Below are 24,086 nucleotides of genomic sequence, written 5' to 3'. Positions count from 1 at the left end.
CAGCGATGAATCTAAGTTGCAAAATCCTTTAAGATTCATTAACGCCTAAAATTCACATCAAAATTTTGTATTCTAGCTAAAAAAAATAAAAAAATCATTTATGAAATCTACAAAATCTTTATGATATAATGAGCGACTTAGTTTCTGCCATAAATTTAGTATCAAAATTTTACAAAAATAAACAGGCTGCAAAGGATTCTCATCAAACGCTTAAGATTAGATAAAAGATTATCCGTATTTATTGGTATTGCTCTTGTGCTAGTGATTTTCTCCATAGCAACACTTCTTGGCGATATTATAGGGGCTTTTGGCGTATTTTGCTCGTATGTAAATGTAGGTATCTTTGGCTATATTGGCTATATTTTAATGCCTTTTTTACTCTTTGTGTTATATAGATTTTATAAAAACCCTGTGATAGACTTTAGACGACTTGAAATCGTTGTATCTTTTTGCCTCTTTTTCCTCGCACTTTTACTCTTGCAATCTCTCATCTTTAGCACAGGGCATTTTGGCAATGCCATAATAGCTGCATTTATGCGTTATATCAACACATTTGGGGTATGGGCAATCGATATATTTTTATTCGTATTCGCGTGGCTTATTTTCACAAATCGCAATCTCGCCCTCCTCGCAAAGCAAACAAAACATAAATGCCTTGTAGCGCGAGATTTCATCGTGCATTTTGCTATTACATATTTTCATATCACAAAATCCTTTGTCTTACGCCAAATCTCGCATATTACCCCGCACATAAAGAAGCTCTTTGGCAAAAAAACGCAAGATGTGCTTGACTTGCAACAAGCCAAGCAAGAGCGGACGACAAAGGCGTATTATGATTTTAGAGATGTAGTTATAGAAGAGGGATTTGATGAAATACACAAAGGCACGGCGCGCGTAGAATCTAACTCTTTAGAATCCCAACCCCTAGAATCTACCCTTTCAAATCCAATCTCAAACCCTGCTCAAACCCCTGCACCTTTAGATATAGTGCTAGATTCTATTCCTGCACTTTCCACCCAAAGCGCACAGATGCAAAACGCTCAACCGCCAATAAACACAGAAGGCACAAAGCCCGAAATGAAGCAAAAATCAGTGCGCATAGAGATTGTAGAATCTACTGGACAAGAAATGAAATTGCAAGATTTTTTTGCAAATCAAATCCAAGAGCATAAAGATATGCTAAGAAGCCTCAACAAGCACATCGCTCTTACAGACCCGGCGATAAAGCCTACCCAAGCGACACTTTTCGTGCAAGATTCACAAAAATCTACACAAGAGGACAACACACCAGAGCAAAGCACATCATCAACCTACACCGGCACAGGCACTATCCCTACACCTCCTCCGCGTCCGGCTAATCCAAGTGTGTTTTTACAGATGAGCAGCAATAACATACAAAAGGATTCAAAAGATTTGCTAGAGAGCTTGATAAAAGATAACAACATACAGGCTTCCAAGTCCCCGGGCATTAGACTATCTCCCAAGAAAGAGGCGACAAGTTCTACACATACAGAATCTACGCAACCACAACAGATCCAAACGGGCGAGGATTCTAAAAACTTAGCGCAAAAGAGCCTTATGCACCCTCATACACAATCTACACAAAAAGACATTACGCAAAAGAGCCAAATAATAGAATCTAAAGAGCCGACATATTCGGCTTTGCATACGCCATTTACACCTATAATGCCACTCTCAAGCACACAAACACAAGATTCTAAACCTGCGACACAAAGCATACAGGAGCAATCCACCAAAATTACAGAGACAGAAAGCATAGTTTCTAAAACACCCATAAGTGTAAATGCAAAACCACAAATAGAATCTAAGGCGCAAGTCCAAGCAACACCAAAAAAATATCAATCTCCAAGTCTCTTTACCCCTATGCAACCACTAGAGCTTGATATACAAGAAATCACCCCCTCTACGAAAAAGAATGAGAATCCTACACAATGGGTGGATTCTATCGTGCAAGAAATCCCAATACAAAAAGAAGTGCATAAGGAAAGGCATTATGAGCGTATAAAAGAGATTGAGGAAAATAAGCACCTTTTAGATACACTCGAGTATGGCAAGGTGCAAAAGCCTACAATTTTTAAACTTCCACCCACAAGCCTACTCAATAAGCCGCCAAACGAACATATTGATATTGATGAAAATGAGATAGATAGAAAAAGTGAGAATCTCCTTGCAAAACTCAAGGTTTTTCGCATAGATGGTGATATTGTGCGCAATTATTCCGGTCCTATTGTTACAACCTTTGAATTTCGCCCCGCGCCCGATGTGAGGGTAAATAGAATCCTCACTCTAGGTGATGATTTAGCAATGGCACTAAGTGCGCGCTCAATACGCATACAAGCCCCTGTGCCAGGCAAAGATGTCGTAGGGATAGAGATTCCAAACAATACCACGCAAACCATTTATTTACGCGAGATTTTAGAATCCGATGTGTTTAAAACTTCCACTTCGCCGCTTACTCTCGCACTCGGCAAGGATATTATCGGCAATCCTTTTGTTACAGATTTAAAAAAAGCACCGCATCTGCTTATTGCGGGAACAACAGGAAGTGGTAAGAGTGTGGGGCTGAATGCGATGATTCTCTCGCTGCTTTATAAAAACACTCCCGATACGCTCAAACTCCTAATGATTGACCCAAAGAAAGTGGAGTTTAGCATTTATGGAGATATTCCTCATCTTATTACGCCAATTATTTCTGAAGCTAAAAAAGCAATTACCGCCCTTAATAGTGCGGTAAGCGAAATGGAGCGGCGACTTGATTTGATGAGTGAAGTGGGAGCTAGGGATATTGATACATATAATCGCAAAATGATAGACGATAATGGCAAAACGCTCCCTTATCTTGTTATCATCATCGATGAATTAGCCGATTTGATGATGACAGGAGGCAAAGAAGTGGAGTTTGCCCTTGCGCGTGTCGCACAAATGGGACGCGCCTCTGGAATCCACCTCATCATAGCGACCCAACGACCGAGTGTAGATGTGATTACTGGACTTATCAAGGCGAACTTGCCCTCACGCATTAGCTACAAGGTGGGGAGCAAAATAGATTCTAAAGTTATTCTTGATGGCTTTGGTGCCGAATCTCTGCTCGGCAGAGGTGATATGCTTTTCAAGCTAGCTGATAGAATGATACGACTTCACGCGCCTTGGAGCACAGAAGATGAAATAGAAGAAGTTGCGGATTTTATCAAATCACAACAAAAAGTAGAGTATGACAAAGACTTTATGCCTGATGAAAAAGATGAAATAAGCCAAAGTGTCGAAACTTCAGCGAGTAGCGATGATATAGCAAAGGCAAAAAGCATTTTCTTAGAGGATAATAAAACCTCGATTAGCTTTTTACAAAGGAAGCTCAAAATAGGCTACAACAAAGCCGCAGAAATCGTAGAGCAGCTTGAAAAAGAGGGCTTTTTGTCTAAACCAAATGCAAGAGGTGTGCGCGAAATCATCGGTAAATAATGCGCTGTGGCTTCTAAAATTTACACGATTAAGAATCTGTGAGATTTAAATTTTTTAGAAACAAACTTTTCAAAGTTCATAAGATTCTAAAATCATTAGAAAATCTGCTTCGTAATGCTAGAAAATGGGTAAAAGTCAAGGCTTAATAAATATTTATTTTAAACTTATACAATACCACACAAATAATTTAATATTTAAGGAGTATTTTATGAAATATATTCTATGTGTATGTATTCTTGCACTCTCTAACTTATGCGCGATTGATTTTTTAGAAGCACCCAAAGCACAAAAACGCATTAATCCACAAGTAGGCAATGATACAATTTATTCTTTTAACTCTTCGATTGAAGAAGCTAAAAAAGCGGTGGTTAATATCTCCACGCAAAAAAATGTGAGCAATCAAATCCCAAATCACCCAATGTTTAACGACCCATTTTTTCAGCAATTTTTCGGTGATATTTATGGGCAGATTCCAAAAGACCGCATAGAGCGCAGTTTAGGCAGTGGCGTAATCATCTCGAGCAATGGCTACATCATTACAAATAATCACGTGATTGAGGATGCAGACAAGGTGCTTGTCTCACTCTCAAATAGCACAAAAGAATATATAGCAAAAGTTGTGGGCACGGACGCGCGTAGCGATTTAGCAGTGATTAAAATTGACGTGAACAACCTCTCGCCTATTAGTTTTGCCGATAGCTCAAATGTGCTCATCGGCGATGTGGTATTTGCGATTGGGAATCCTTTCGGTGTGGGAGAGAGTATCACGCAAGGCATTGTTTCAGCACTCAATAAAAGCGGAATTGGCATTAACGACTATGAAAACTTTATCCAAACTGACGCTTCAATCAATCCGGGCAATTCCGGCGGTGCGCTGGTGGATTCACGAGGTGCGCTCATTGGTATCAATACCGCCATTCTCTCGCGCACAGGCGGAAATCACGGCATAGGCTTTGCCATACCTTCAGATATGGTAAAAAAAATCGCTAAAGAACTCGTAGAGAAAGGAAGTATTAAGCGAGGATTCTTGGGTGTTGGGATTCAAGATATTAGCAAAGATTTAAAGGAAAGCTATGGTGATAATACTGGCGCGGTTGTCATTAGTCTCGAACCTCAATCCCCTGCGGCAAAGGCGGGGCTTATGGTGTGGGACCTCATCACACACGTAAATGGCAAAAAAGTTTCAAGTGCAGCAGAACTAAGAAATCTTATCGGTTTGCTTTCTCCAAATGAAAGAGTGGTAGTGAAGTTCATCCGCGATAAACAAGAGCGCGTGGCACAAATCACACTTGCCGAACTCCTAGATGATAAGTCAAAGCCATCATCACCTGCAACACAAAACACACCCAGCGGTGCAGGAATAGAGGGGTTGAGTGTCGAAGAGCTCACTCCAGCATTGAAGCAAAAGTATAGAATCCCAAACAATATAGAGGGTGTCATCATTTCGCGTGTGAATCCAAACTCAAAGGCTAAGGAAGCGGGATTTGAGGTGGGTGATATTATCGCGCAAGTGGAGAATATCAGCATAAAAAAGCCTGCTGATTTAAGCAATGCTTTTGCGCGATTAAAGGGCAAAAATAAGCGGGTTCTCGTATATAGCAGTAGCGGCACGAAAACTATACTCATTAAATAGGAAATCTACCACAATGGCAACACTTGATGCGAAGCAGTTGGCACTTATTAAAGAGAGTCTCTATAAATACTGCGGCATTTATCTAAGTGATACAAAGCTCACAATGATAAAAAATAGAATCTACTCTCTTATGCGCGAGACGCATATGCTCAATATAAACGAACTCTTGTTAAGTATTGAAAATAATAACAATATCCAACAAAAATTCATTAATAGCTTCACAACAAACAAAACTGACTTTTTCCGCGAATATCCACATTTCCAAGATATGATTGACCGCTCGTTGCCCGTGCTTTTTAAGCTCAATCGCCCTATTAAGATTTTTTGCTGTGCGAGTTCTACAGGACAGGAGCCTTATTCTATCGCTATGAGTGTGCTATACGCACAAAAGCTTTACAAGACAAATGTGCCCGTGAGTATTGTAGCCACTGATATTGATACCGATGTGCTACAAAAGGCGAGGGAGGGCATTTACACAATTGATTTTAAAGTTGATAAATTCCCTGCTTGGTGCAACCTTGATGAATATTTTGACTCGCTTGATGATGGCAAAAATCCAAATATACGTCTCCTCAAGGTCAAAGACAAGCTTAAATCGATGGTTACCTTTAAAAAGCTCAATCTTTTCAACAAGCACTATCCATTTATGAATAATGAATTTGACATATTATTCTGTCGCAATGTGCTTATTTATTTCAAACAAAAAGACCAACTTGACATTTTAACACGTCTCATCAATACCTTGCGCATTGATGGGGTATTTTATCTCGGGCATTCCGAAATTCTCTATGATCTAGAGGATAAATTCGAAAGGCTTGGCAATAAAACTTTTATCAAAATTAAAGGTATAAAATGATAACAGCAGATGCAGTAAAATACCATCCAGACGAGATACTAAAGAGCAATCCTTGCAAGATTACTCGTAGCAAACTTGTAGTTATTGGGGCTTCTACGGGCGGGATTGATGCACTTTCTTACATTTTCTCTCGCTTGCCAGAGCAGCTACCGCCCATAGCAGTGGTACAACATATCCCGCAAAGCTTTGGCTCCTCATTTATTAAGCGACTAGATTCTATATCCAAACTTAATGTCTGTGAAGTAGCCAAAAAAATGGCTATGAAAAACAACTTTGTATATATCGCGGGAGGCGATAGACATATGATTATTGATTTTGCAATGGGTGCATATTATGCTTGTCCACTTGATGAGGAAAAGCGCATTTCGCGCCATAAGCCGAGTGTGGATATTTTATTTCGTAGCACAAATAACGCAGCCGGGGCATCTGCACTCGGCATTATCCTCACCGGTATGGGTGATGATGGCTGTATAGGGCTAAAAGAACTATATGATAATGGAGCGCATACATTAGCAGAAAATGAAAAAGATTGTGTTGTCTTTGGTATGCCTAAAAAAGCCATTGAAATGGGTGCAGTGAGGGAAATTCTAAGCCTTGATATGATTATATCACGCATTGTGAGCTATGCAAACACACCAATCAAACAACTTAAAGAATCTCCACAAACACCAGAGTCATAATTGCACTAAAATATATGAAAAATATGTGTGAGCTTGTTTTGAGTATATCTACTCTCACATACTTATGCTCCTCGTAACGCCAAAACCGCTTCTTTATCTATGGTTTTACTTCAACCCAAATTCTGCGAGAATATCACAAGGTATCCACATAATATCCAAAATACGATGATAGTTATGGGTTGATTATTAAAATAAGATTTTTGTATCCCTATCATAGCGCAAAACCCTCATTGATGTGTAGCAAAAATTCGTGCTAAATTTTGCGAATTTTGTCTCTTTTATACGCGTTTTATGCGCCTTGTTATACTTTTCATTGCCACCTTTGATATATTTATGAATCTAACAACCAGCTAAGATTCTTACGCGGCAAAGCACATTGTATCTTTTTTAAGCCTTAAGGCTACTATCTCTTAATTATCTCCCATTGATATTTTTTGAGCTCCTCACACGCCTTTTTATCACTCTTAAAATAGCATTGACGTTGCAAGTCCTCATATTTTTGCAGTTCGCTCTCTTGCTCTTGCTGTGTTTGTTGCACCTGCACTGCCTCTACTTTTCGCCCTTGCTCTAGCTTTTTCTCCTGTCTCTGCTTACTCTGCTCTTTATATGTCTGCATTTCCTTTTTTTGCATTTGACTTCCAATATAGAGAAACAAGCAAATACACAGCATTAATATCACATCAAGTTTGCGTAGTTTTTTTATCCGCTCACAGAATCCACACTTCATTTTATTCCTTTTATGCCTGTTTATGTAGCTTTTTGCGCAAAAATACCATTATGCTTTCCATTACATCGTCCCAATCCTTGCTCGGTGAAAGCACAGATTCTTTATCGCCATTAGGATACACAAAGGTAATATTTTGCCCATAGTGCAGAATCTGCTTGAGTTTGCATTGATTTGCCAAAACCTTAATGCGTATAAGCTCCAAAAATGTTTCACTCGCCTCATCAAGTGCGCCAAATCTATCAAAAATTTCAGATTCTATATCATTGACTGCACTTATATTTTCACAAAGCGAAAGTCGCCGATAAAGCTCTAGGCGCAATTTATCACTTGCTATAAGTTGCGGATTGAGATAGGCATTGAGATTAAGTTTTATATCGCATTGGACTTGCTGCACACTGCCCTTGCCACTTAAATGATTAATACACTCTTCAAGCAAACGCAAATATAATCCATAACCAATGTTTTTAATATGTCCGCTTTGAGCAATACCTAGCAGATTCCCACCACCACGAATTTCTAAATCATAATATGCAAGATTTTCACCACTACCAAGATAAGAGTTTTTCTCTAATGCCATCAGTCGTTTTTTGGATTCTGGCGTAATAACCTCCATATCCTCTACAAGAAAATAGCAAAATCCCTCTTTATTGCCTCGCCCTACACGCCCTCGTAATTGATGCAAATCAGCTATACCAAATCTATCAGCACTTGCTACGATAATCGTATTTGCATTAGGCAAGTGAATCCCAGATTCTACAATACTCGTGCAAAGCAAAAGATTGTATTTTTTTTGCGCAAAATCATACATTATCTCCTCACTTTTTGCATTATCGATTTGAGAATGCAAAATAGCAATTGTAAGGTCGGGCAAAAGTGCTTGTAATTCTTTTGCTTTTTTTTCAATACTTGCGATATTGTTATGGATATAAAAAACCTGCCCTCCACGGCGCAATTCACGCAAAATCACTTCCTTAAGAAGTGAAGGCTTGCCACTTTTGATAAAAGTGCGCACAGGGATTCTATCCACAGGAGGCGTGTGGAGTGAGCTAAGAGATTTGATTTGAGAAAGAGCCATATTCAATGTGCGCGGAATGGGTGTGGCACTCATACTTAAAAGGTGAGTATTTGCACAAAGTTCCTTAATGCGCTCCTTTTGCTTCACACCAAATTTATGCTCCTCATCAACAACAATAAGTCCTAGATTACTAAATTCTGTGCCAAAAAGCGCGTGAGTGCCGATAACAACCTGTATATTTCCATTTTTTAACGCACTAAACAAAGCCTTTTTTTCATTATTTTTTATGAATCTATCACATCGTCCTATTTTTATCCCAAATGGCTCTAAACGCGCTTTAAGATTCTGATAATGCTGGGCGCAAAGCAAAGTTGTAGGCACAATCATCGCCGCTTGATACCCACTAAGACATACAGCATAGATTGCATTCATCGCTACCTCCGTCTTGCCAAAGCCCACATCACCACTCAAAAGCCTATCCATTACCCTGCCCGAAGAGAGGTCTGCATAAATTTCATTAATACTTCGGGCTTGGTCGCTTGTGAGTGTAAAATCACACGCATTTGCAAAAAGCACAAGTGCAGGATTTTGTGTATCAATTTTTGCACCCTGCAAAAGATTGCGCTTGGCTGCAAGTTCGATGATACCATTTGCAATTTCTAAAAGTTTTACCCTTACCTTTTGTTTAAGCTTTGCAAAACTCCCTTTGCCTAGTCTATCAATTATTGGAATCTGTCCAGAATCTGCCACATACCTATCAATCATATTAAGATTTTCAACCGGCAATAAAAGCTTATCTTCCCCCTGATACGCAATTTCTATAAAATCCCTTACCACTCCAGCAATATGCGCACTTTTCAATCCAATAAACTGCCCTATACCATATTCACTATGCACGACATATTCACCTTGAGAAATTTCATTAAGCTTTAAGGTGGGTTTTTTGTGCTTAATTTTAGGACTAAATGTATTAAGAGAAAGGAGCAATTCATTTGGCGTGATAAGATTCACAATAGCATTAGAATGCTTTATCTCCACACCCTGCAAATCTGCCTTATCAAAGGCTTTTAACTTAATATCATTTGATGTAAGCAATGTAATTTTGCGATTGCTATGAGCCTTGAGGAGCGAGATGAGATTTTTAGGATTAAAAGCTATATCATTATAGCCCTCTATCTCTTCACACAGGGACAAAGATTCTATTTTATCTAGTGCAATGGCTTCTTGCATAGAATCTAAGCCATAAATCTCCCTTGCCTCACTAAGCGCACAGGGCGTGAGTAAAGTCGCATATTGCAAGGGCAAAAAATGCGCCCTCTCACCTAGAAACCAAAGTCCAAACGAAGCTACATTTTTATTAAATCCCTCAAAGTCGCTACCCTGCACAAGATGTTCTAATGCGCTATTTTCCTGCGTGTCAAGCGAAAAAAGCGCGGGAAGTATTTCGAGCTGCGTGATATTATCAGCGGGATTACTCATCTGCGTCCGTGTATCAAAACATCGTATATTCTCTATCTCATCATCAAAAAACGCAATGCGGTAGGGATTTTTACTCTGGGGTATAAAAATATCGATAATATCCCCTCGAAAGCTCACCTCACCTTCTAGCTCCACCACCTCCACACATTCATAGCCATACTCGATAATGCGCTCCTTGATAGAGCTAAAATTGTAATGTTGGCTAACATTGAGCATGAAGCTTTGTAAAATATCCGCCTTAGGCAGAGCATAAAGCACACTCGTAATGGGAGAAACAAGAATCTTGGGCTCTTTTGCGGCATAAAAACCGCGCAAAGTATGTAGGGTATGTAAAAATTCCTCGCGGAATGAGCTCAAATCATCACCATAACGAATAGGAAGCTCAGGCAAAACAAAAGGGGAGATTCTAAACAAACTAAAAACCTCGCAAGCATCTTGAGCTTGTTTAGAATCTTTAGTTAGCAGCAATTCATATGAAAAACTGCCCGCTTTGAGAAGTTTATACAGATAAGATTGTATCAAACCTCTCTCCAGTATTATTTATCTTTTTTTGATAACCCAAGTGCAGCGATATCAGCCTTACTTGCATTTGGACCCTTTACCTTGCTTTCACCCACAAATACACCTTTGCGCTCAATGACAAATTCGCTTGTCGTAGCTGTGCCTTCTACGCGCCCTTGCGGCTTGATTTCAAGTGTTGATGAGACAACATTACCCACGAAACGTCCGCTAACAATAAGTGAGCTTGTATCTATTTCGCCATGCACAACACCATTTTTACCAATCATCACGGTGTCTTTAGAGTGAATATTCCCCTCAAACTCGCCATCAATATGCAATCTACAATCCGTGTTGATTTCTCCCTTAATTTTCGTGCCCTGCGCGATGATAGTCGCTCCACCGCCACTTGTATTTACTCCATCAGGTTGTTTATTGTCGCTAACAAAGATTGCCATGCTACACTCCTTTCTTTTTCAAAAATTGAATCAAAATTACTCATCTTCCAATCCATAAAATTTGAAGGATTAATCACTTGACCTAAAAATCGTATTTCATAGTGAAGATGAGGTCCTGTGCTTCGTCCTGTATTGCCACTATAAGCAATAAGCTGCCCACGTTTGACAAACATTCCTTTCTGCACCACTATTTTACTCAAATGTGCATAATAAGTCATAAACCCAAGTGAATGATCTATTTTAACAAGATAACCATAACCACCGGTTGAGAATCTTGCTTCATTGACCACACCATTGGCAGTAGCATACACCGGCGTACCAACAGACATAGCAAAATCAACGCCTGTGTGCAAATGCCTCGTAAAAAGCAGCGGATGCACCCTATAACCATAAGGAGCAGAGATATGATGATGGGTTTCGGTAGGATAACCATTTGGGATAAATTTCATCACAAAAACCTTTTGCGTGCCTGTGAGCGAGGCAACATCTATGCGAGATTCTAAATTATCCCCTGTGCTTTTAGAATCAATAGACACACCAATGATAGATTCTAAATCCTCCACTTTGCTATCGACTTGCGAAATTTCCTCGATTCTTTGCTTGATTTGATTATTAAGCGATTCATTTTTAGCAATCATTTTTTCATATCGCTTCATAATTTTTTCATTCAACTCTGATATTTTGTGAATCTCCGCGCTAAAGGTTTTTATTGATACTATGCCAAAAATCACAAATGTGATAATAAAAATAACGAGATACAGCGCAACCTGTCTAAAAATAGAATTTACATTAATGTAGCGCGACCCATTTTGGTCGGTAATCATCAAAATAAGGCGTTTACTCTTAGGATTCATCGTTTAATAAGCGGGAATCTCATTGTTTTGGTAACTTACACGATAGTTTTTGAGCTGAATTAAATCATCAAGCGCCCATATTAGACTTTTCCAATCAATTGCACTATTCACACCAATAACTTGCGCGAAATTGTCGCTATTCCAGTCAGTATAACTCGCCACAGGCAAAGCAGAATCTACAAAATGTAAATCATAATAGAGACTTAGTTTTGAGCCACTATAACCAATCACTTGTCCTTTAATCACAAAATCGCCTTTTTGCACGACCGCCTTACCCAAATGCCTATAGCTTGATGCGAATCCATAAGAATGCTGAATCTGCACGAGATGATTTTCACTTCCTGCTACACGCACTGAATCTACAATGCCATTTGCAGTAGCATACACGGGTGTGCTTTGATTGAGTGTATAAGCTGAAGTATTTTTGTGAGGGAAAGTCTTTGAGGCAAAGCTATCCACAGGGTCTCCATTAGGAATAATTTTTAGAAGTATATCTTTTTGTGAAGATGTGAGTGCATCGAAATCTATGTCTTGGTTATTATATACCTCGTGATTGCGCTTGGAAACATTGATGATGTTTTCAAGTTCATTGATTTTATTATTGACTTTGAGGAGCTCATCTGTCTTGTAGTCGATATCGCGCTCAAGCTCACTATTTTTTTCATAAATATCTTGGAAGTTCTCACGCACCTGCATATTGTTCGCCAAAATCACCTCAAGCTCACTCATCAAAAAATGCGCTGCTATGAGATACGATACCACCACTACCACAATACTTGCCACCAAAAATAATGCCACTTTTTGAATCAAGCAATGCACACTAAATTGTCTTGAGCCATTATCATCAATAATAGAAATCATCAATCTATCTTGCACTACATTCCTTTGTATTGTTGTAAAAATAATTCTACCACACTAAAAGAGCCAAACACAAGGTATTGCTCTTCATCGTTTATTTTTCTAAGCTCAAAGTCTTCATACTCTACCCCTAGGGTCTGTAATATATGGACTAATTTCTCCCTCGGACAAATGCGAGTTCGCTCCGCGTAAAGTATTAAAACTTTCTTAATGATTGGCAAAAGCTCACGCAAAATTGCCTCAATATCCTTATCTGCGTAACTATTATACACAAGAATCACTTGTTTTCCGCTAAGATATTCGCACAAAACCTTTGCACCATCAAGATTATGCCCCACATCAAGGACAATATTGCTTTTAAATCTTTCACATCGCCCACGAAGACAAAGTATAGGCAGAGAGTTAAAATCAAAATTCATTCCATAATGCCACATTACGCGCATAGCATTATGGAGATTCTCGCGCAAGAATGACGGGAGCGTGTATCTTTGGCAATATTCCGTAAAATCCTGAGCTTCATCACGCAAACGCTTATCCGCGTGTATGTCCTGCCATAATTCGCATTCTAAGCCCTTTTGTGTGGCTAAATTCAGAGCCAAGTTCTCCACTTCTTTGTGATTTTGCCTCGCAAGAATCACACGCCCACTCATCGCCTTAAGCTTTGTGAGTGCAATTTCCCCCAAGCTCTCGCCCAGCATATCTTTATGGTCTAGCCCAATGAGCGTAAAAACACTTATATCCGCGCTTATCACAGAAGTAGAATCATACTCGCCACCAACACCAGCTTCAAGCACGAGATATTCACAATCTCGAGCGAGAAGCAAGGCAAGGAAGGTCGCATATTCAAAATAACTCGCCTCACGCACAGATTCAATACCCCATAGAATCTTATGCGCTAATTCCAGCTCGTTCTCATCAATATCCCCGCAATAATCCTCCCTACACACAAAAAAACGTTCATTGAAGCTAAAGATATGGGGAGAGCTAAAATGTAACACTCTCTTTTTATGCTGTGCTAATCCCATAGTAAGAAATCTCCCAGTGCTACCCTTGCCATTTGTCCCCATTATGTGGATTACCTTACACTTTTTGTTAAAAATAGTTTCAAAGCCCAGCAGGGGTGCAATGTGCTTGTAAATTCTATGGACACGCATCACATCAAAAGGCGCGTATTCTGCACCCTTGCTTAAAAGCACATCTTTCAGGCTCATTTGCGAGATTTTAGGATTTTGCGATTTTATACAATCTTGCGCATTTCCAACATTCTGTGTTTTTTGCACTTCAACCACCCTTAATAGATACCGCGTTTTGTGTCGTATAGAATCTTATTTTTTCTCATCATAAAATTCCCCATAATACGCCACTTGCGAGATAAATTTATCTAATGCCATATGCGCCGCATTCGCCACAGATTCTAAACGATATTGGTCAAATATGATTGTAGAGGTAAAATCTGCACTATAATCATAATAACCTGTATTGCTCACATCAAAACTCTTACCTTGTGCATTTTCAAAATGAATATCAAGCACAATATTTGTGCGATAGTAGCTCACAAAACCCTGTTGATTGTAAGCCACAGGCGTTTGTGTAATGCTTTTCACATTGATTGTGAGAAAGCTCTGCGCCTCCCTCTTACTCTTTAACCGACTACCAAATCGCTTAATTACCGCATTATTCACCCTATCTTTGATATTTGCGCCCGATTCAGGTATAGAGGAATTAACAATAATATCCACATACACACCATCATTAAAAATACTCTGTGCATAATGGCTCACAGGCTGATATCCACAGCCCACAAAAAGCCACGCAAAAGTGCAAAATACTACATATCTCACGCAAGAAAAAAAATAGTCTTTCATCATTTCACCACAAGATTCACAAGCTTATTTGGCACGACTATTTCTTTCACAATCTCCACATCAACAAGCCATTTTTCAACACTTTGCTTTGCCTTAGCGATGATTTCATCTTTATCTAATCCCAAAGGAAGCTCGATTTCTGCGCGTTTTTTGCCATTAATCGTTACCGCATACACTACCTCATCTTTATGCAACGCCGCCTCATCAACACTAATGGGTGCAAAGTTTGTGAGGTTAAAATATTTTTGGCTCAACTCCCAGCAGATATGAGGCACGATAGGCTCTAGAATATGCAGCAAGATAAAATAACCCTCGCTCCATACCTGTGCATTTTCCTGCTCACTCAAGGCATTAAAAGCCTCCATAGCTGCGGCAATAAGGGTATTAAAAGGATAACCAACCTGCTTTTTGCTAAAAATATCTACGCTTTTTTGTAATGCCTCATACACCTTTTGGCGCGCATATTGCTCGTTTTTGGTAAGGTTTGCGTGAGCAATACGAGGCAAAACCTCACAAGATTCTATATTTTCCGACCTATCCCATAGTCGCTTTAAGAATCTATACGCCCCCTCTAACGCACTATCATTCCACTCAAGCTCCCGCATAGGTGGAGCGGCAAAAAGCACAAAAAGTCTTGCGCTATCTGCGCCAAAGCGCGCGATAATCTCATTTGGATTGACGACATTTCCCTTAGATTTTGACATTTTCGCGCCGTTTTTCAGCACCATACCCTGTGTGAGGAGATTTGCAAAAGGCTCATCAATCTCCACATAGCCCAAATCACGCAACACTTTGGTAAAAAAGCGCGCATACAGCAAGTGCAAAATTGCGTGTTCTATACCACCCACATACTCATCGACATTAAGCCAATAGGCTAAATGCTCCTTATCAAAGGGCTTTTGCACCCACATTGTAGGGGGTGTCGTGTAGCGCAGAAAATACCAGCTCGACTGCACGAAAGTATCCATTGTATCACTCTCTCTTAGAGCCTTTGCGCCACATTTTGGACAAGCACAATGCTTCCAAGTGGGGTGCTTATCTAAGGGATTCCCCTCACCATCAATAGTTACATCAAAAGGCAAGGTAATAGGCAAATTCTCAATCTTTTCAGGCACAATGCCACAAGTTTCACAATGTACCATAGGAATAGGCGCACCCCAATATCGCTGCCTAGAGACGCCCCAATCGCGCAAACGATACATAATCACACCCTTGCCCTTACCCTCTTTCTCAAAAAGCGCAATGATGCGTTCCTTTGCTTCCGCACTGCTTAGTCCATTAAACGCACCGCTATTAATGAGATAGCCCTCCTCAATATCTACTACCGAATCTGCTCCTGAAAAATCCTGTATAGATTCAGAATCTTTATCCTTTGCAAGCACGCATTTAAGCGGGAGATTATAAGCTCTGGCAAAAGCAAAATCCCGCTCATCGTGCATAGGCACACTCATAATCGCCCCGCTCCCATATTCCATAAGCACGAAATTTGCCACCCACACGGGTATTTCCTCATTTGTCAGCGGGTGAATCACGCGCACACCCAAATCAAAGCCTATTTTTTCCCTTTGCGCCCTATCTCGCGCATTTGTGTTTTTAATGGCATTAATAGATTCTATCAGTTTGCAATCAAGCGCGTTTTGGGCGATAAGTGCCTCAATAATGCTATGTTCTGGAGCCAAGGCACAATAAGTAACGCCAAAAATCGTATCCGCGCGAGTGGTAAAAACCTCAAGCCTTGTTATCTCGCCACCCACTTTTTTTATTGAATCTTCGCTCAATTCAAAGCTAAAGCTCAAGCCCTTTGATTTGCCTATCCAATTTCTCTGCATAGTCAGCACCTGCGACGACCAGTGCCCCTCTAAATCATCTAAACACGAAAGCAACTCGTCAGCATAATCCGTAATTTTAATATAGTATTGAAACATCTGCTTTTGCACCACGGGTGTATCACAACGCCAGCATTTGCCCTCTATAACTTGCTCGTTTGCTAGGATTGTTTTATCATTAGGGCAGTAATTAAGATAAGCTTCTTTACGATAAATCAGTCCCTTTTCCCACATTTTGATAAAAAATTCCTGCTCAAAGCGCGTATAGAGTGTATCGCTCGTGGCAAATTCCCTCTCTTGCGAAAAACTAAGCCCGAGTGTGGCAAGCTCCGCCCTCATTGTGTCAATATTGCTATAAGTCCAAGTTTTGGGGTGGCTTTTATGCTTTATCGCAGCATTTTCAGCAGGCATACCAAAGGCGTCCCAACCCATAGGGTGAAGCACATTGTATCCGCTTTGTCGATAATGCCTAGCGAGCGCATCGCCTATGCAATAGTTTCGCACGTGCCCCATATGAATCGCCCCACTTGGGTAGGGAAACATACTTAGGATGTATTTTTTCTTAGAATTTATAGAATCTATCTCTTTAGGCTCAAAGCTCTTGTGTTCCTGCCAATAGTGTTGCCACTTGGATTCTATCTCTTTGGGATTGTATTCACTTGCCATATCTCACTCGCTTTCTTTAAATGTAGAATAAAAAAGGCATTATAAATAAAAAGCTTAAATCAGCAAGGGCTTCTTATCTAAGTAATCTTACCTACACACTTTTTGCTAAAACTTAAAAATTATTAAGAATTCTATATCTGTGCTTTGTCAAGGGCTTTATACAATTTAACAATTCTTGCTACAATTGCAGGTTTATACTAGATTCTATATCACAAACATAAAGGTAAGTAGATTTGACTTTTGATACGACAAAGATTCTCAATAAGACTCTACCATTTCTAAAAAATTTCTCACAAAGCAAGGAGATGATTGTTGTCATCTTTATTATGCTTATTGTGAGTATTATTGTCGTGCCGCTACCTAGTCAAGTGCTTGATTTTTTATTAAGTATCTCTATTGCACTCTCTTTACTTATTATTTTTATCACACTCTATGTAGATAAAGCCACAGAATTTTCTGCTTTTCCTACAATTTTGCTTATCGTTACACTCTATCGCCTCGCCCTCAATGTCGCCACCACGCGTATGATTCTAAGCGAGGGGCATAATGGTGTGGAGGCGGTGAGTAGTATTGTGGCTGCATTTGGGCATTTTGTCGTGGGGGGCAATTATGTCATTGGTATCATTGTCTTTACCATACTTGTGATTGTGAATCTCATCGTTATTACAAATGGTTCTACACGCGTAACAGAGGTGCGAGCGAGATTTACACTTGATGCAATGCCCGGTAAGCAAATGGCGATTGATGCAGATTTAAATGCCGGACTTATCGGGCAAGAGGAGGCGCAAAGAAGACGCGATGCCCTCTCACAAGAGGCAGACTTTTATGGCACAATGGACGGAGCGAGTAAGTTTGTCAAGGGTGATGCGATTGCCTCTATCATCATTACAATCGTAAATATCATTGGCGGATTCCTTATCGGTGTGTTTGAACACGGAATGTCAGCCAAACAGAGTGCGGAGACTTTTACTATTCTTACTATTGGCGATGGGCTTGTGGGGCAGATTCCAGCACTCATAGTTGCTACAGCCACAGGTATCATCACCACACGTGCCGCAAAAAGCTCACAGACAAATTTTGCCGGAGATATTATCACGCAAATTGCAAACAGCGCAAAGATTCTAGTAATTGTGGGATTTATATTAATCCTCTTTGCGCTCGTGCCCGGATTGCCAATTTCACTTGGTTTTGTAGGAGGATTTTTCCTCGTTGTAGCGTGGCTCACAAGCCGAGAGGATTTAAGCAGTATATTTGCCACCATAGAAAAATGGATAAACAAAAAAGATACAAGCGCTGCAACTAGCCAAGAAGCGAACAAGGAACGCGAGATTGATATATCCCAGCATAAAGCCCAAAGAGTGCAAAAAACAGATGAGGAGATTAAAAAAGAAGAGGAAAATATCATCAATGAGGCTTTGAAAGTAGAAACTTTGGAGATTTATTTGGGCTATGGGCTTATCCGCCTTGCTGATGTGAAGCAAAATGGCGACTTGTTAGAGAGAATCCGTGCTATGCGTAAAAATATCGCTTCAGATTATGGATTCTTAGTGCCACAAATCCGCATTAAAGACAATTTGAATCTGCAACCAAACGACTATGTTATTTTGCTTAAAGGCGTAAAAATCGGTGGTGGTTCGGTAATGCCAGATAAATTTTTAGCAATGGATACAGGTATGGTAGGACAGCCCATTGAGGGTATCCCCACCAAAGAACCAGCCTTTAATATGGACGCACTATGGATAGACCCAAAAGACAAGGAAGACGCGATTATTCAAGGCTATAACATCATTGATCCTTCTACGATTATCACCACACATTTGACCGAGCTCGTCAAAACCTATGCGGAGGACTTCATCACGCGTGATGAAGTAAAAATGCTCCTTGATAAACACGCACAAAACTTCCCGGTAGTCGTGAGCGAAGCCTCCAAGATTCCAATGAGCACGATTTTGTATGTGTTGCGTGATTTGCTCCACGAGCGCATTCCTATCAAAGATTTGCCTACGATTTTAGAAAGTATTATTGATACTTATCCGGTTTTGCAAAATGATACCGAAAGTATCGTAGAGCAAGTCCGCGCAAGACTTTCGCGCACAATCACTGATATTTTCAAGGGGCAAGATGATAGCCTCAAAATCTTTACGATGTCTCTTGCTACCGAGCAATACCTCATCGACAGGCTAAAAGAGCAGCCAAATGGCAAAACTTTCCTTTTGCATTCAAATGATGTGCAAAAACTCGTCCAAGCCGTAGAAGAAGAGAATCTCGCACTCTTACAGCAAAAAAATATTATGCCAATTTTATTTGTGGATTATAGAATCCGCAAACCTTTGGTAAAACTACTAGAATCTTTTAATATCAAAAATACTATACTTGGCAATGCAGAAATCGACCCGAATGTTAAGTTTGAAGTGCTCGGCACGATTGACATACAATTTTAAGGATAAATAATGAAAGTTTTTCATCTCTCACACACAGATTTGGACGGCTATGGCTGCCAATTCATCGCTAAAGAATTTTTCACAGACATCACTTTTTACAATGCAAACTATGGCAAAGAAGTGCTCGTGCGTATAAATAGCATACTCGATAGCATAGCACATTCTCACACCGATAACGCCTACGCGCTTTTGAGTGCAAAATTTGGCAAGGTTGCTAAGAATCCACAAAAGGTGGATTCAAATCAAAAATATCTCATTTTAATCACTGATTTGAATCTTACTCTAAGCGAGGCAAAACACCTCTATCAACACATAGGAGAGCTTAAAATCACAGGATTTGATATAGAAGTTTTACTGCTTGATCATCATATCAGCGGACAAGAATGTGCCGATAAATATCAATGGTATCACCTTGATGATACGCGCTGTGCCTCTAAAATTACTTTTGATACCCTAAGAGAACTTTACCCAATCCTTGATTCTAATCGCTTAGAATGGATTTCAAATCTCACTAATATGATTAACTCCGTGGATATTTGGCTTGAAGATGGCTATAAATTTGACTTTGGCAAAGTTGCTATGGGCGCGATTAGTGGGAGTTTTGAGCTTAATCGATTTATGTTTGACAAAGAGCATAGGGATTATAAATTTGCCATTATTGAATCTATGAAAGAATTTTTAGAATCCCCAAATGGCGAGGTGGATTTTGATAACGCACTCTTTTGCATTAAAAAGCGTATTTTGGGGGGAGACCCGCAAAAGCAAACAATGGATAATATCATCTCTCACGCACAGGTAGAACTCCTTAGCAGCAAAAAAGAGCTTTGTAGTATTCATTATGAGGATAAAAAAGGCTTTTTAAGTTACTCTATGGGAGGCATTAGCGTTTTAGCAAATCTCTTTTTGCGCTTCAATCCCGAGTATGATTTCTATATCGATGTAAATCCGCGTGGGAATGTCTCATTACGCGCAAATGGAAATTGCGATGTGAGTCTTATCAGCAAAGAGTGCTTTAATGGTGGAGGACATAAAAACGCCTCTGGTGGCAAGATAGACGGATTTAAAGAAAGCTTTGCCTATGCAGATATTAAAACGCAAGTAGAATATATCTTAAATAAGGAGGAACACTAATGAGTATTGATGAAAAAGTCGATGACGAATTAGCACTTGAAATGAGCCTTGAGGAAATGGCAATGGAAGTGATTGATATGCTCGGTGTCGCGCTGTATTTTGCCGGAGCAAAAAAACCTCACATAGAAAAGCTTATTGAATTATATTCTTCACAAATGGATAAGTTCTATGAGCTTTTGCCAGAAGATGCTGCCTATGGACGCGATGAGATGATAGAGATTATCAAATCCCTTAAGAATGATTATCCACAATTTTTTCATTCATAAATGGCTCTAAACTAATGGCTACAACTCTTTCGTGTGCAATCCTCTTTAGCGGCAATGGCAGCAATATGCAGCATTTAATTGAATCTTTGCACCATAAAAGATTCAAATCTAGGCAAAAAGATACCGCACAAGAATATGAGATTGAAATAACACTCACTTTGTGTAACAACCCTTCTGCATATGGTATCACGCGCACAAAAAATCTTGGCGTTCCTTGCGAGATTCTCCCTCATAAACATTTTGCAACGCGTGAAGATTTTGATAAAGCAATGATAAATATTTTACATACTCATAAAATTGAATATATCTTTTTGGCTGGATTTATGAGGATTCTTACCCCTGCTTTCACGCAAAAATTTAAGATTATTAATATACATCCCTCTTTTTTGCCTGAATACAAAGGTGCGCACGCCATAAAAGATAGCTTTTACTCCTCTAGTAGTTATGGCGGCGTGAGTGTGCATTGGGTCAATGAGGAGCTTGATGGCGGAGAGGTTATCCTGCAAGAAAAAGTTGTAAAGCTCCCAAACGACAACCTAGAAACTTTTGAGGCAAGAATCCACGAATGCGAATACAGCCTTTACCCCCGCGCGATTTTACACGCCTTAGGATTAAACGAGGCGGATTCTCAAGATTTTAGGGCAACAGATTCCATAAGAACAGAATCCAAACTCACAGATTCTCACATCACAGAATCCACAAGTTTTTCTCCCGCACAAAGCAAAACTTCCACACACAAAGTTTCACAATGAGTGGCACCATAGAAATACTAAGCACATTTAGCATTTTTGCTCTGCTTATTCTTTTTGCCTCGCCCATTAGCTCCCTTACGCGTATTCCTATTGTTGTAGTGGAGATGATTTTGGGTGCGTTAGCAGGACACTTTTTTGGCTTTATTCACGATATTGAGGAGATTAATATCATTGCAGAAGTAGGCTTTTTATTTTTGATGTTTTTATGCGGCTTGGAGGTAGATATCAAATCCTTTACAAATCTCGGTGCGCCATTTTTGCTCCGTACATTCGCATATTTTTGCATTCTCTACGGCATTGCTTGCATTGTCGTATTGAGCGCAGGACTTTCTTATATCTATATTGCCGCTCTACCTGTGATGAGTCTAGGAATGATTGTGGCACTCATAAAAGACTATGGTAAAGAACAACCTTGGCTTGATTTAGCACTCAAAATTGGCATTTTAGGGGAACTTGTCAGTATCACTGCGCTCGTGATTGTCGATGGGGCATTAAGGCACGGTGTAGGGAGCAATCTCGGGTATAAACTCCTTATTCTCGTGCTCTTTTTGGTATTTGTAATTTTAGGATTTAGAATGGCAAAGGTGCTTTTTTGGTGGATACCGCAGGTGCGCTTTTTATTTTTGCCAAAAGATGATAGTAACTCGCAAGATTTGCGCTTTGTCTTTTTGCTCCTCTTTGGCTTTGTGTTGCTTATGATGATACTTGATATAAAGGCGGTGCTTGGGGCATTTTTAGCCGGGACAATTCTTAGCACGTTTTTTAAACACAAGGCAGAATTGCCACAGAATCTACACCATTTTGGCTTTGGCTTTCTCGTGCCATTTTTCTTCGTGCATATCGGCTCTACGCTCAATCTTGATGCCCTCTTTAGCGACACGGAGATTCTCACTTATGCCCTATACCTTATCATCGGTATGCTTACATTGCGCCTCATTAGTGCAAGTATTGTCTTTGGTAAATATTTTAAAAGTGCAAAATTTACACTCCTTTTTGCGCTAAGCGATTCTATGCCACTTACCTTTCTTATCGCCACTGCTACTTTAGGTAAAAGTATTGGGGAACTCAATGACACGCTTTATACGTCATTTGTGCTTGGTGCGATTTTAGAGGGTATTATTTTTAGTGTGCTTATTAAAATTGTATATGTATTTTGGAAAACACCCCAAAAGGAGAAATAATGCAAAATCCTGCCCCTACTCGCCAAACTTGGAGCTCTAGTCTCACTTATGTTTTAACCGTTGCAGGAGCGACTATTGGCTTTGGAGCAACTTGGAGATTCCCATATCTTGTAGGAGAAAATGGTGGTGGTGCGTATGTGCTTGTTTTTATTCTTGCAATGATTTTAGTAGGAATCCCCGTGATTTGGGTAGAAAATGTCATTGGCAGACGCGCACATAAAAATGCAGTTGATGCTTTTAGTGGAGAGATAGAAGGCAAAAGCATTCCGCATATCTATAAAATCATTGGCTATTGTGGCATTGCAGGAGCATTTGGGATTATGGCATATTATATGGTGCTAGGCGGCTGGGTGATTACTTATATCACAAGTATCCTAAGTGGCGAGCTTAATCTCTCCTCGCCCATTGATAAAGAACTTGCCCAAAGCTTTTATAATGCCAAAATAGAGCATAATCCGCTAATGATTGGCATTTGGACAAGTGTATTTGTCGCTATAAATTGGGTAATTCTCAAAAAAGGCATCATTGATGGCATTGAGCGCAGTATGAAATATCTTATGCCCTTGCTTTTTATCTGTTTATTTATTATCGTTATCCGCAATCTTACGCTTCCGGGTGCAATGGAGGGCGTGAGATTCTATCTTTTGCCCGATTTTAGCAAAATCACAGCTAAGCTTTTCATTGATGTGCTAGGGCAAGTGTTTTTTGCACTTTCCTTAGGTTTTGGCGTGATGATTACACTTAGCTCCTATCTACAAAAAAATGAAAATATGATTAAAACCGCTGTTGCCACCGGTGTGCTTAATACACTTATCGCACTCTTAGCTGGATTTATGATTTTTCCCTCACTCTTTAGTTTTGGATTAGAACCAAATCAAGGACCAAGCCTTGTATTTCAAACCCTCCCTATTGTGTTTTCACATATTTATTTTGGTAATGTCCTCGCCCTTATCTTTTTCCTGCTTTTAATTACTGCAGCACTTACTACTTCTTTGCCCATTTATGAAGTGATTATTACCGCCTTATATGAAAAGTGTAATATCTCACGCACCAATGCAATTAATATCACACTTGGCTTTATTTTCATATGTGGGAATCTCCCTTGTATCCTCTCTTATGGAGCTTGGGAGCATATCACTTGGAATGGCAAAAATATCTTTGATAGCTTTGATTTTATCAGCGGTAATATTCTCTTTGTGCTCACTTCTCTTGGCACATTACTTTTTGTGGGTTGGATTTTAAAAGATGAAGCAAAAAAAGAGTTAAGCAACAATGGCACACTTAATCCGCACCTTGTAAATATATGGTATGCGTATGTTAAATATATCTTGCCCTTCGTGATTGTGCTGATTTTTATTGCTGGTGTATTTCCTGAAACGCTTAAAAATTTCCTAGTTTATTTAAAGATTCTATAATTCCT

Annotated in this window: 18 protein-coding genes; 10 read left to right on the top strand and 8 right to left on the bottom strand. The window is 39.7% G+C overall.

Annotated features, from left to right (window positions below):
• Nucleotides 1–255: 255 nt before the first annotated feature.
• The 4 genes from LS67_RS02170 to LS67_RS02155 all read left to right on the top strand — a co-directional run bounded on the left by LS67_RS02170 (nucleotide 256) and on the right by LS67_RS02155 (nucleotide 6,649).
• On the top strand, nucleotides 256–3,480 hold the full coding sequence (locus LS67_RS02170; protein WP_034326698.1) for a DNA translocase FtsK: 3,225 nt from the start codon (nucleotides 256–258) through the stop codon (nucleotides 3,478–3,480).
• Nucleotides 3,481–3,688: 208 nt separating this feature from the next.
• The gene (locus LS67_RS02165) at nucleotides 3,689–5,113 is read left to right on the top strand and encodes a Do family serine endopeptidase (protein ID WP_034326699.1); all 1,425 of its coding nucleotides are present in this window, start codon (nucleotides 3,689–3,691) and stop codon (nucleotides 5,111–5,113) included.
• A 13-nt stretch (nucleotides 5,114–5,126) separates the two neighbouring features.
• Complete coding sequence (locus LS67_RS02160; RefSeq protein ID WP_034326701.1) at nucleotides 5,127–5,969, top strand: CheR family methyltransferase; 843 nt, start codon at nucleotides 5,127–5,129, stop codon at nucleotides 5,967–5,969.
• Nucleotides 5,966–6,649: a CheB methylesterase domain-containing protein gene (locus LS67_RS02155; RefSeq protein WP_034326703.1), complete on the top strand. Its 684-nt coding sequence runs from the start codon at nucleotides 5,966–5,968 to the stop codon at nucleotides 6,647–6,649. The genes LS67_RS02160 and LS67_RS02155 overlap by 4 nt, the downstream gene beginning before the upstream one ends.
• 403 nt (nucleotides 6,650–7,052) lie before the next feature.
• On the opposite strand, the gene LS67_RS02150 is transcribed toward LS67_RS02155, so the two are convergent.
• Genes LS67_RS02150 through leuS form a run of 8 tightly spaced genes read right to left on the bottom strand, consistent with a single transcriptional unit; the run spans nucleotide 7,053 to nucleotide 16,895 of the window.
• Nucleotides 7,053–7,376, bottom strand: coding sequence for a hypothetical protein (locus LS67_RS02150; protein WP_034326705.1), 324 nt, complete (start codon nucleotides 7,374–7,376; stop codon nucleotides 7,053–7,055).
• A 10-nt stretch (nucleotides 7,377–7,386) separates the two neighbouring features.
• Nucleotides 7,387–10,392, bottom strand: coding sequence for a transcription-repair coupling factor (gene mfd, locus LS67_RS02145; RefSeq protein WP_034326707.1), 3,006 nt, complete (start codon nucleotides 10,390–10,392; stop codon nucleotides 7,387–7,389).
• Between the two features lie 14 nt (nucleotides 10,393–10,406).
• On the bottom strand, nucleotides 10,407–10,826 hold the full coding sequence (locus tag LS67_RS02140) for a bactofilin family protein (protein WP_034326710.1): 420 nt from the start codon (nucleotides 10,824–10,826) through the stop codon (nucleotides 10,407–10,409).
• Nucleotides 10,784–11,680, bottom strand: coding sequence for a M23 family metallopeptidase (locus LS67_RS02135; RefSeq protein WP_034326711.1), 897 nt, complete (start codon nucleotides 11,678–11,680; stop codon nucleotides 10,784–10,786). The genes LS67_RS02140 and LS67_RS02135 overlap by 43 nt, the downstream gene beginning before the upstream one ends.
• A gap of 3 nt (nucleotides 11,681–11,683) precedes the next feature.
• A complete protein-coding gene (locus LS67_RS02130) occupies nucleotides 11,684–12,556 on the bottom strand; it encodes a M23 family metallopeptidase (RefSeq protein WP_034326713.1) in 873 nt (290 codons plus the stop codon).
• Nucleotides 12,556–13,818 carry a bifunctional folylpolyglutamate synthase/dihydrofolate synthase gene (locus LS67_RS02125; RefSeq protein WP_231944746.1) on the bottom strand — a complete coding sequence of 421 codons (1,263 nt, stop codon included), beginning with the start codon at nucleotides 13,816–13,818 and terminating at the stop codon, nucleotides 12,556–12,558. Before LS67_RS02125 ends, LS67_RS02130 begins: the two co-directional genes overlap by 1 nt.
• A 45-nt stretch (nucleotides 13,819–13,863) precedes the next feature.
• Nucleotides 13,864–14,403: an LPS assembly lipoprotein LptE gene (lptE, locus tag LS67_RS02120; RefSeq protein WP_034326715.1), complete on the bottom strand. Its 540-nt coding sequence runs from the start codon at nucleotides 14,401–14,403 to the stop codon at nucleotides 13,864–13,866.
• The gene (gene leuS, locus LS67_RS02115) at nucleotides 14,403–16,895 is read right to left on the bottom strand and encodes a leucine--tRNA ligase (RefSeq protein WP_034326717.1); all 2,493 of its coding nucleotides are present in this window, start codon (nucleotides 16,893–16,895) and stop codon (nucleotides 14,403–14,405) included. Before leuS ends, lptE begins: the two co-directional genes overlap by 1 nt.
• Before the next feature lie 233 nt (nucleotides 16,896–17,128).
• Between leuS and flhA the strand changes: the two genes are divergently transcribed.
• Genes flhA through LS67_RS02085 form a run of 6 tightly spaced genes read left to right on the top strand, consistent with a single transcriptional unit; the run spans nucleotide 17,129 to nucleotide 24,081 of the window.
• On the top strand, nucleotides 17,129–19,336 hold the full coding sequence (gene flhA, locus LS67_RS02110) for a flagellar biosynthesis protein FlhA (protein WP_034343892.1): 2,208 nt from the start codon (nucleotides 17,129–17,131) through the stop codon (nucleotides 19,334–19,336).
• Between the two features lie 9 nt (nucleotides 19,337–19,345).
• Nucleotides 19,346–20,467 (top strand): DHH family phosphoesterase, encoded by a 1,122-nt coding sequence (locus tag LS67_RS02105; RefSeq protein ID WP_034326718.1) that lies wholly within the window; start codon nucleotides 19,346–19,348, stop codon nucleotides 20,465–20,467.
• The gene (locus tag LS67_RS02100) at nucleotides 20,467–20,733 is read left to right on the top strand and encodes a hypothetical protein (protein WP_034326720.1); all 267 of its coding nucleotides are present in this window, start codon (nucleotides 20,467–20,469) and stop codon (nucleotides 20,731–20,733) included. The genes LS67_RS02105 and LS67_RS02100 overlap by 1 nt, the downstream gene beginning before the upstream one ends.
• A gap of 14 nt (nucleotides 20,734–20,747) precedes the next feature.
• Nucleotides 20,748–21,485: a phosphoribosylglycinamide formyltransferase gene (gene purN, locus LS67_RS02095; protein WP_138109549.1), complete on the top strand. Its 738-nt coding sequence runs from the start codon at nucleotides 20,748–20,750 to the stop codon at nucleotides 21,483–21,485.
• Complete coding sequence (locus LS67_RS02090; protein ID WP_034328337.1) at nucleotides 21,482–22,666, top strand: cation:proton antiporter; 1,185 nt, start codon at nucleotides 21,482–21,484, stop codon at nucleotides 22,664–22,666. The genes purN and LS67_RS02090 overlap by 4 nt, the downstream gene beginning before the upstream one ends.
• Entirely contained in the window at nucleotides 22,666–24,081 is a 1,416-nt protein-coding gene (locus LS67_RS02085) for a sodium-dependent transporter (protein WP_034328339.1), read from the top strand. The genes LS67_RS02090 and LS67_RS02085 overlap by 1 nt, the downstream gene beginning before the upstream one ends.
• The last annotated feature ends 5 nt before the right edge of the window (nucleotides 24,082–24,086 follow it).

This window comes from Helicobacter sp. MIT 03-1616, from assembly GCF_000765685.2.
In the GTDB taxonomy this organism is placed as follows: domain Bacteria; phylum Campylobacterota; class Campylobacteria; order Campylobacterales; family Helicobacteraceae; genus Helicobacter_C; species Helicobacter_C typhlonius.
Note: the sequence above shows the minus strand (reverse complement) of the source record. Positions and strands in the feature narration are given on the sequence as shown.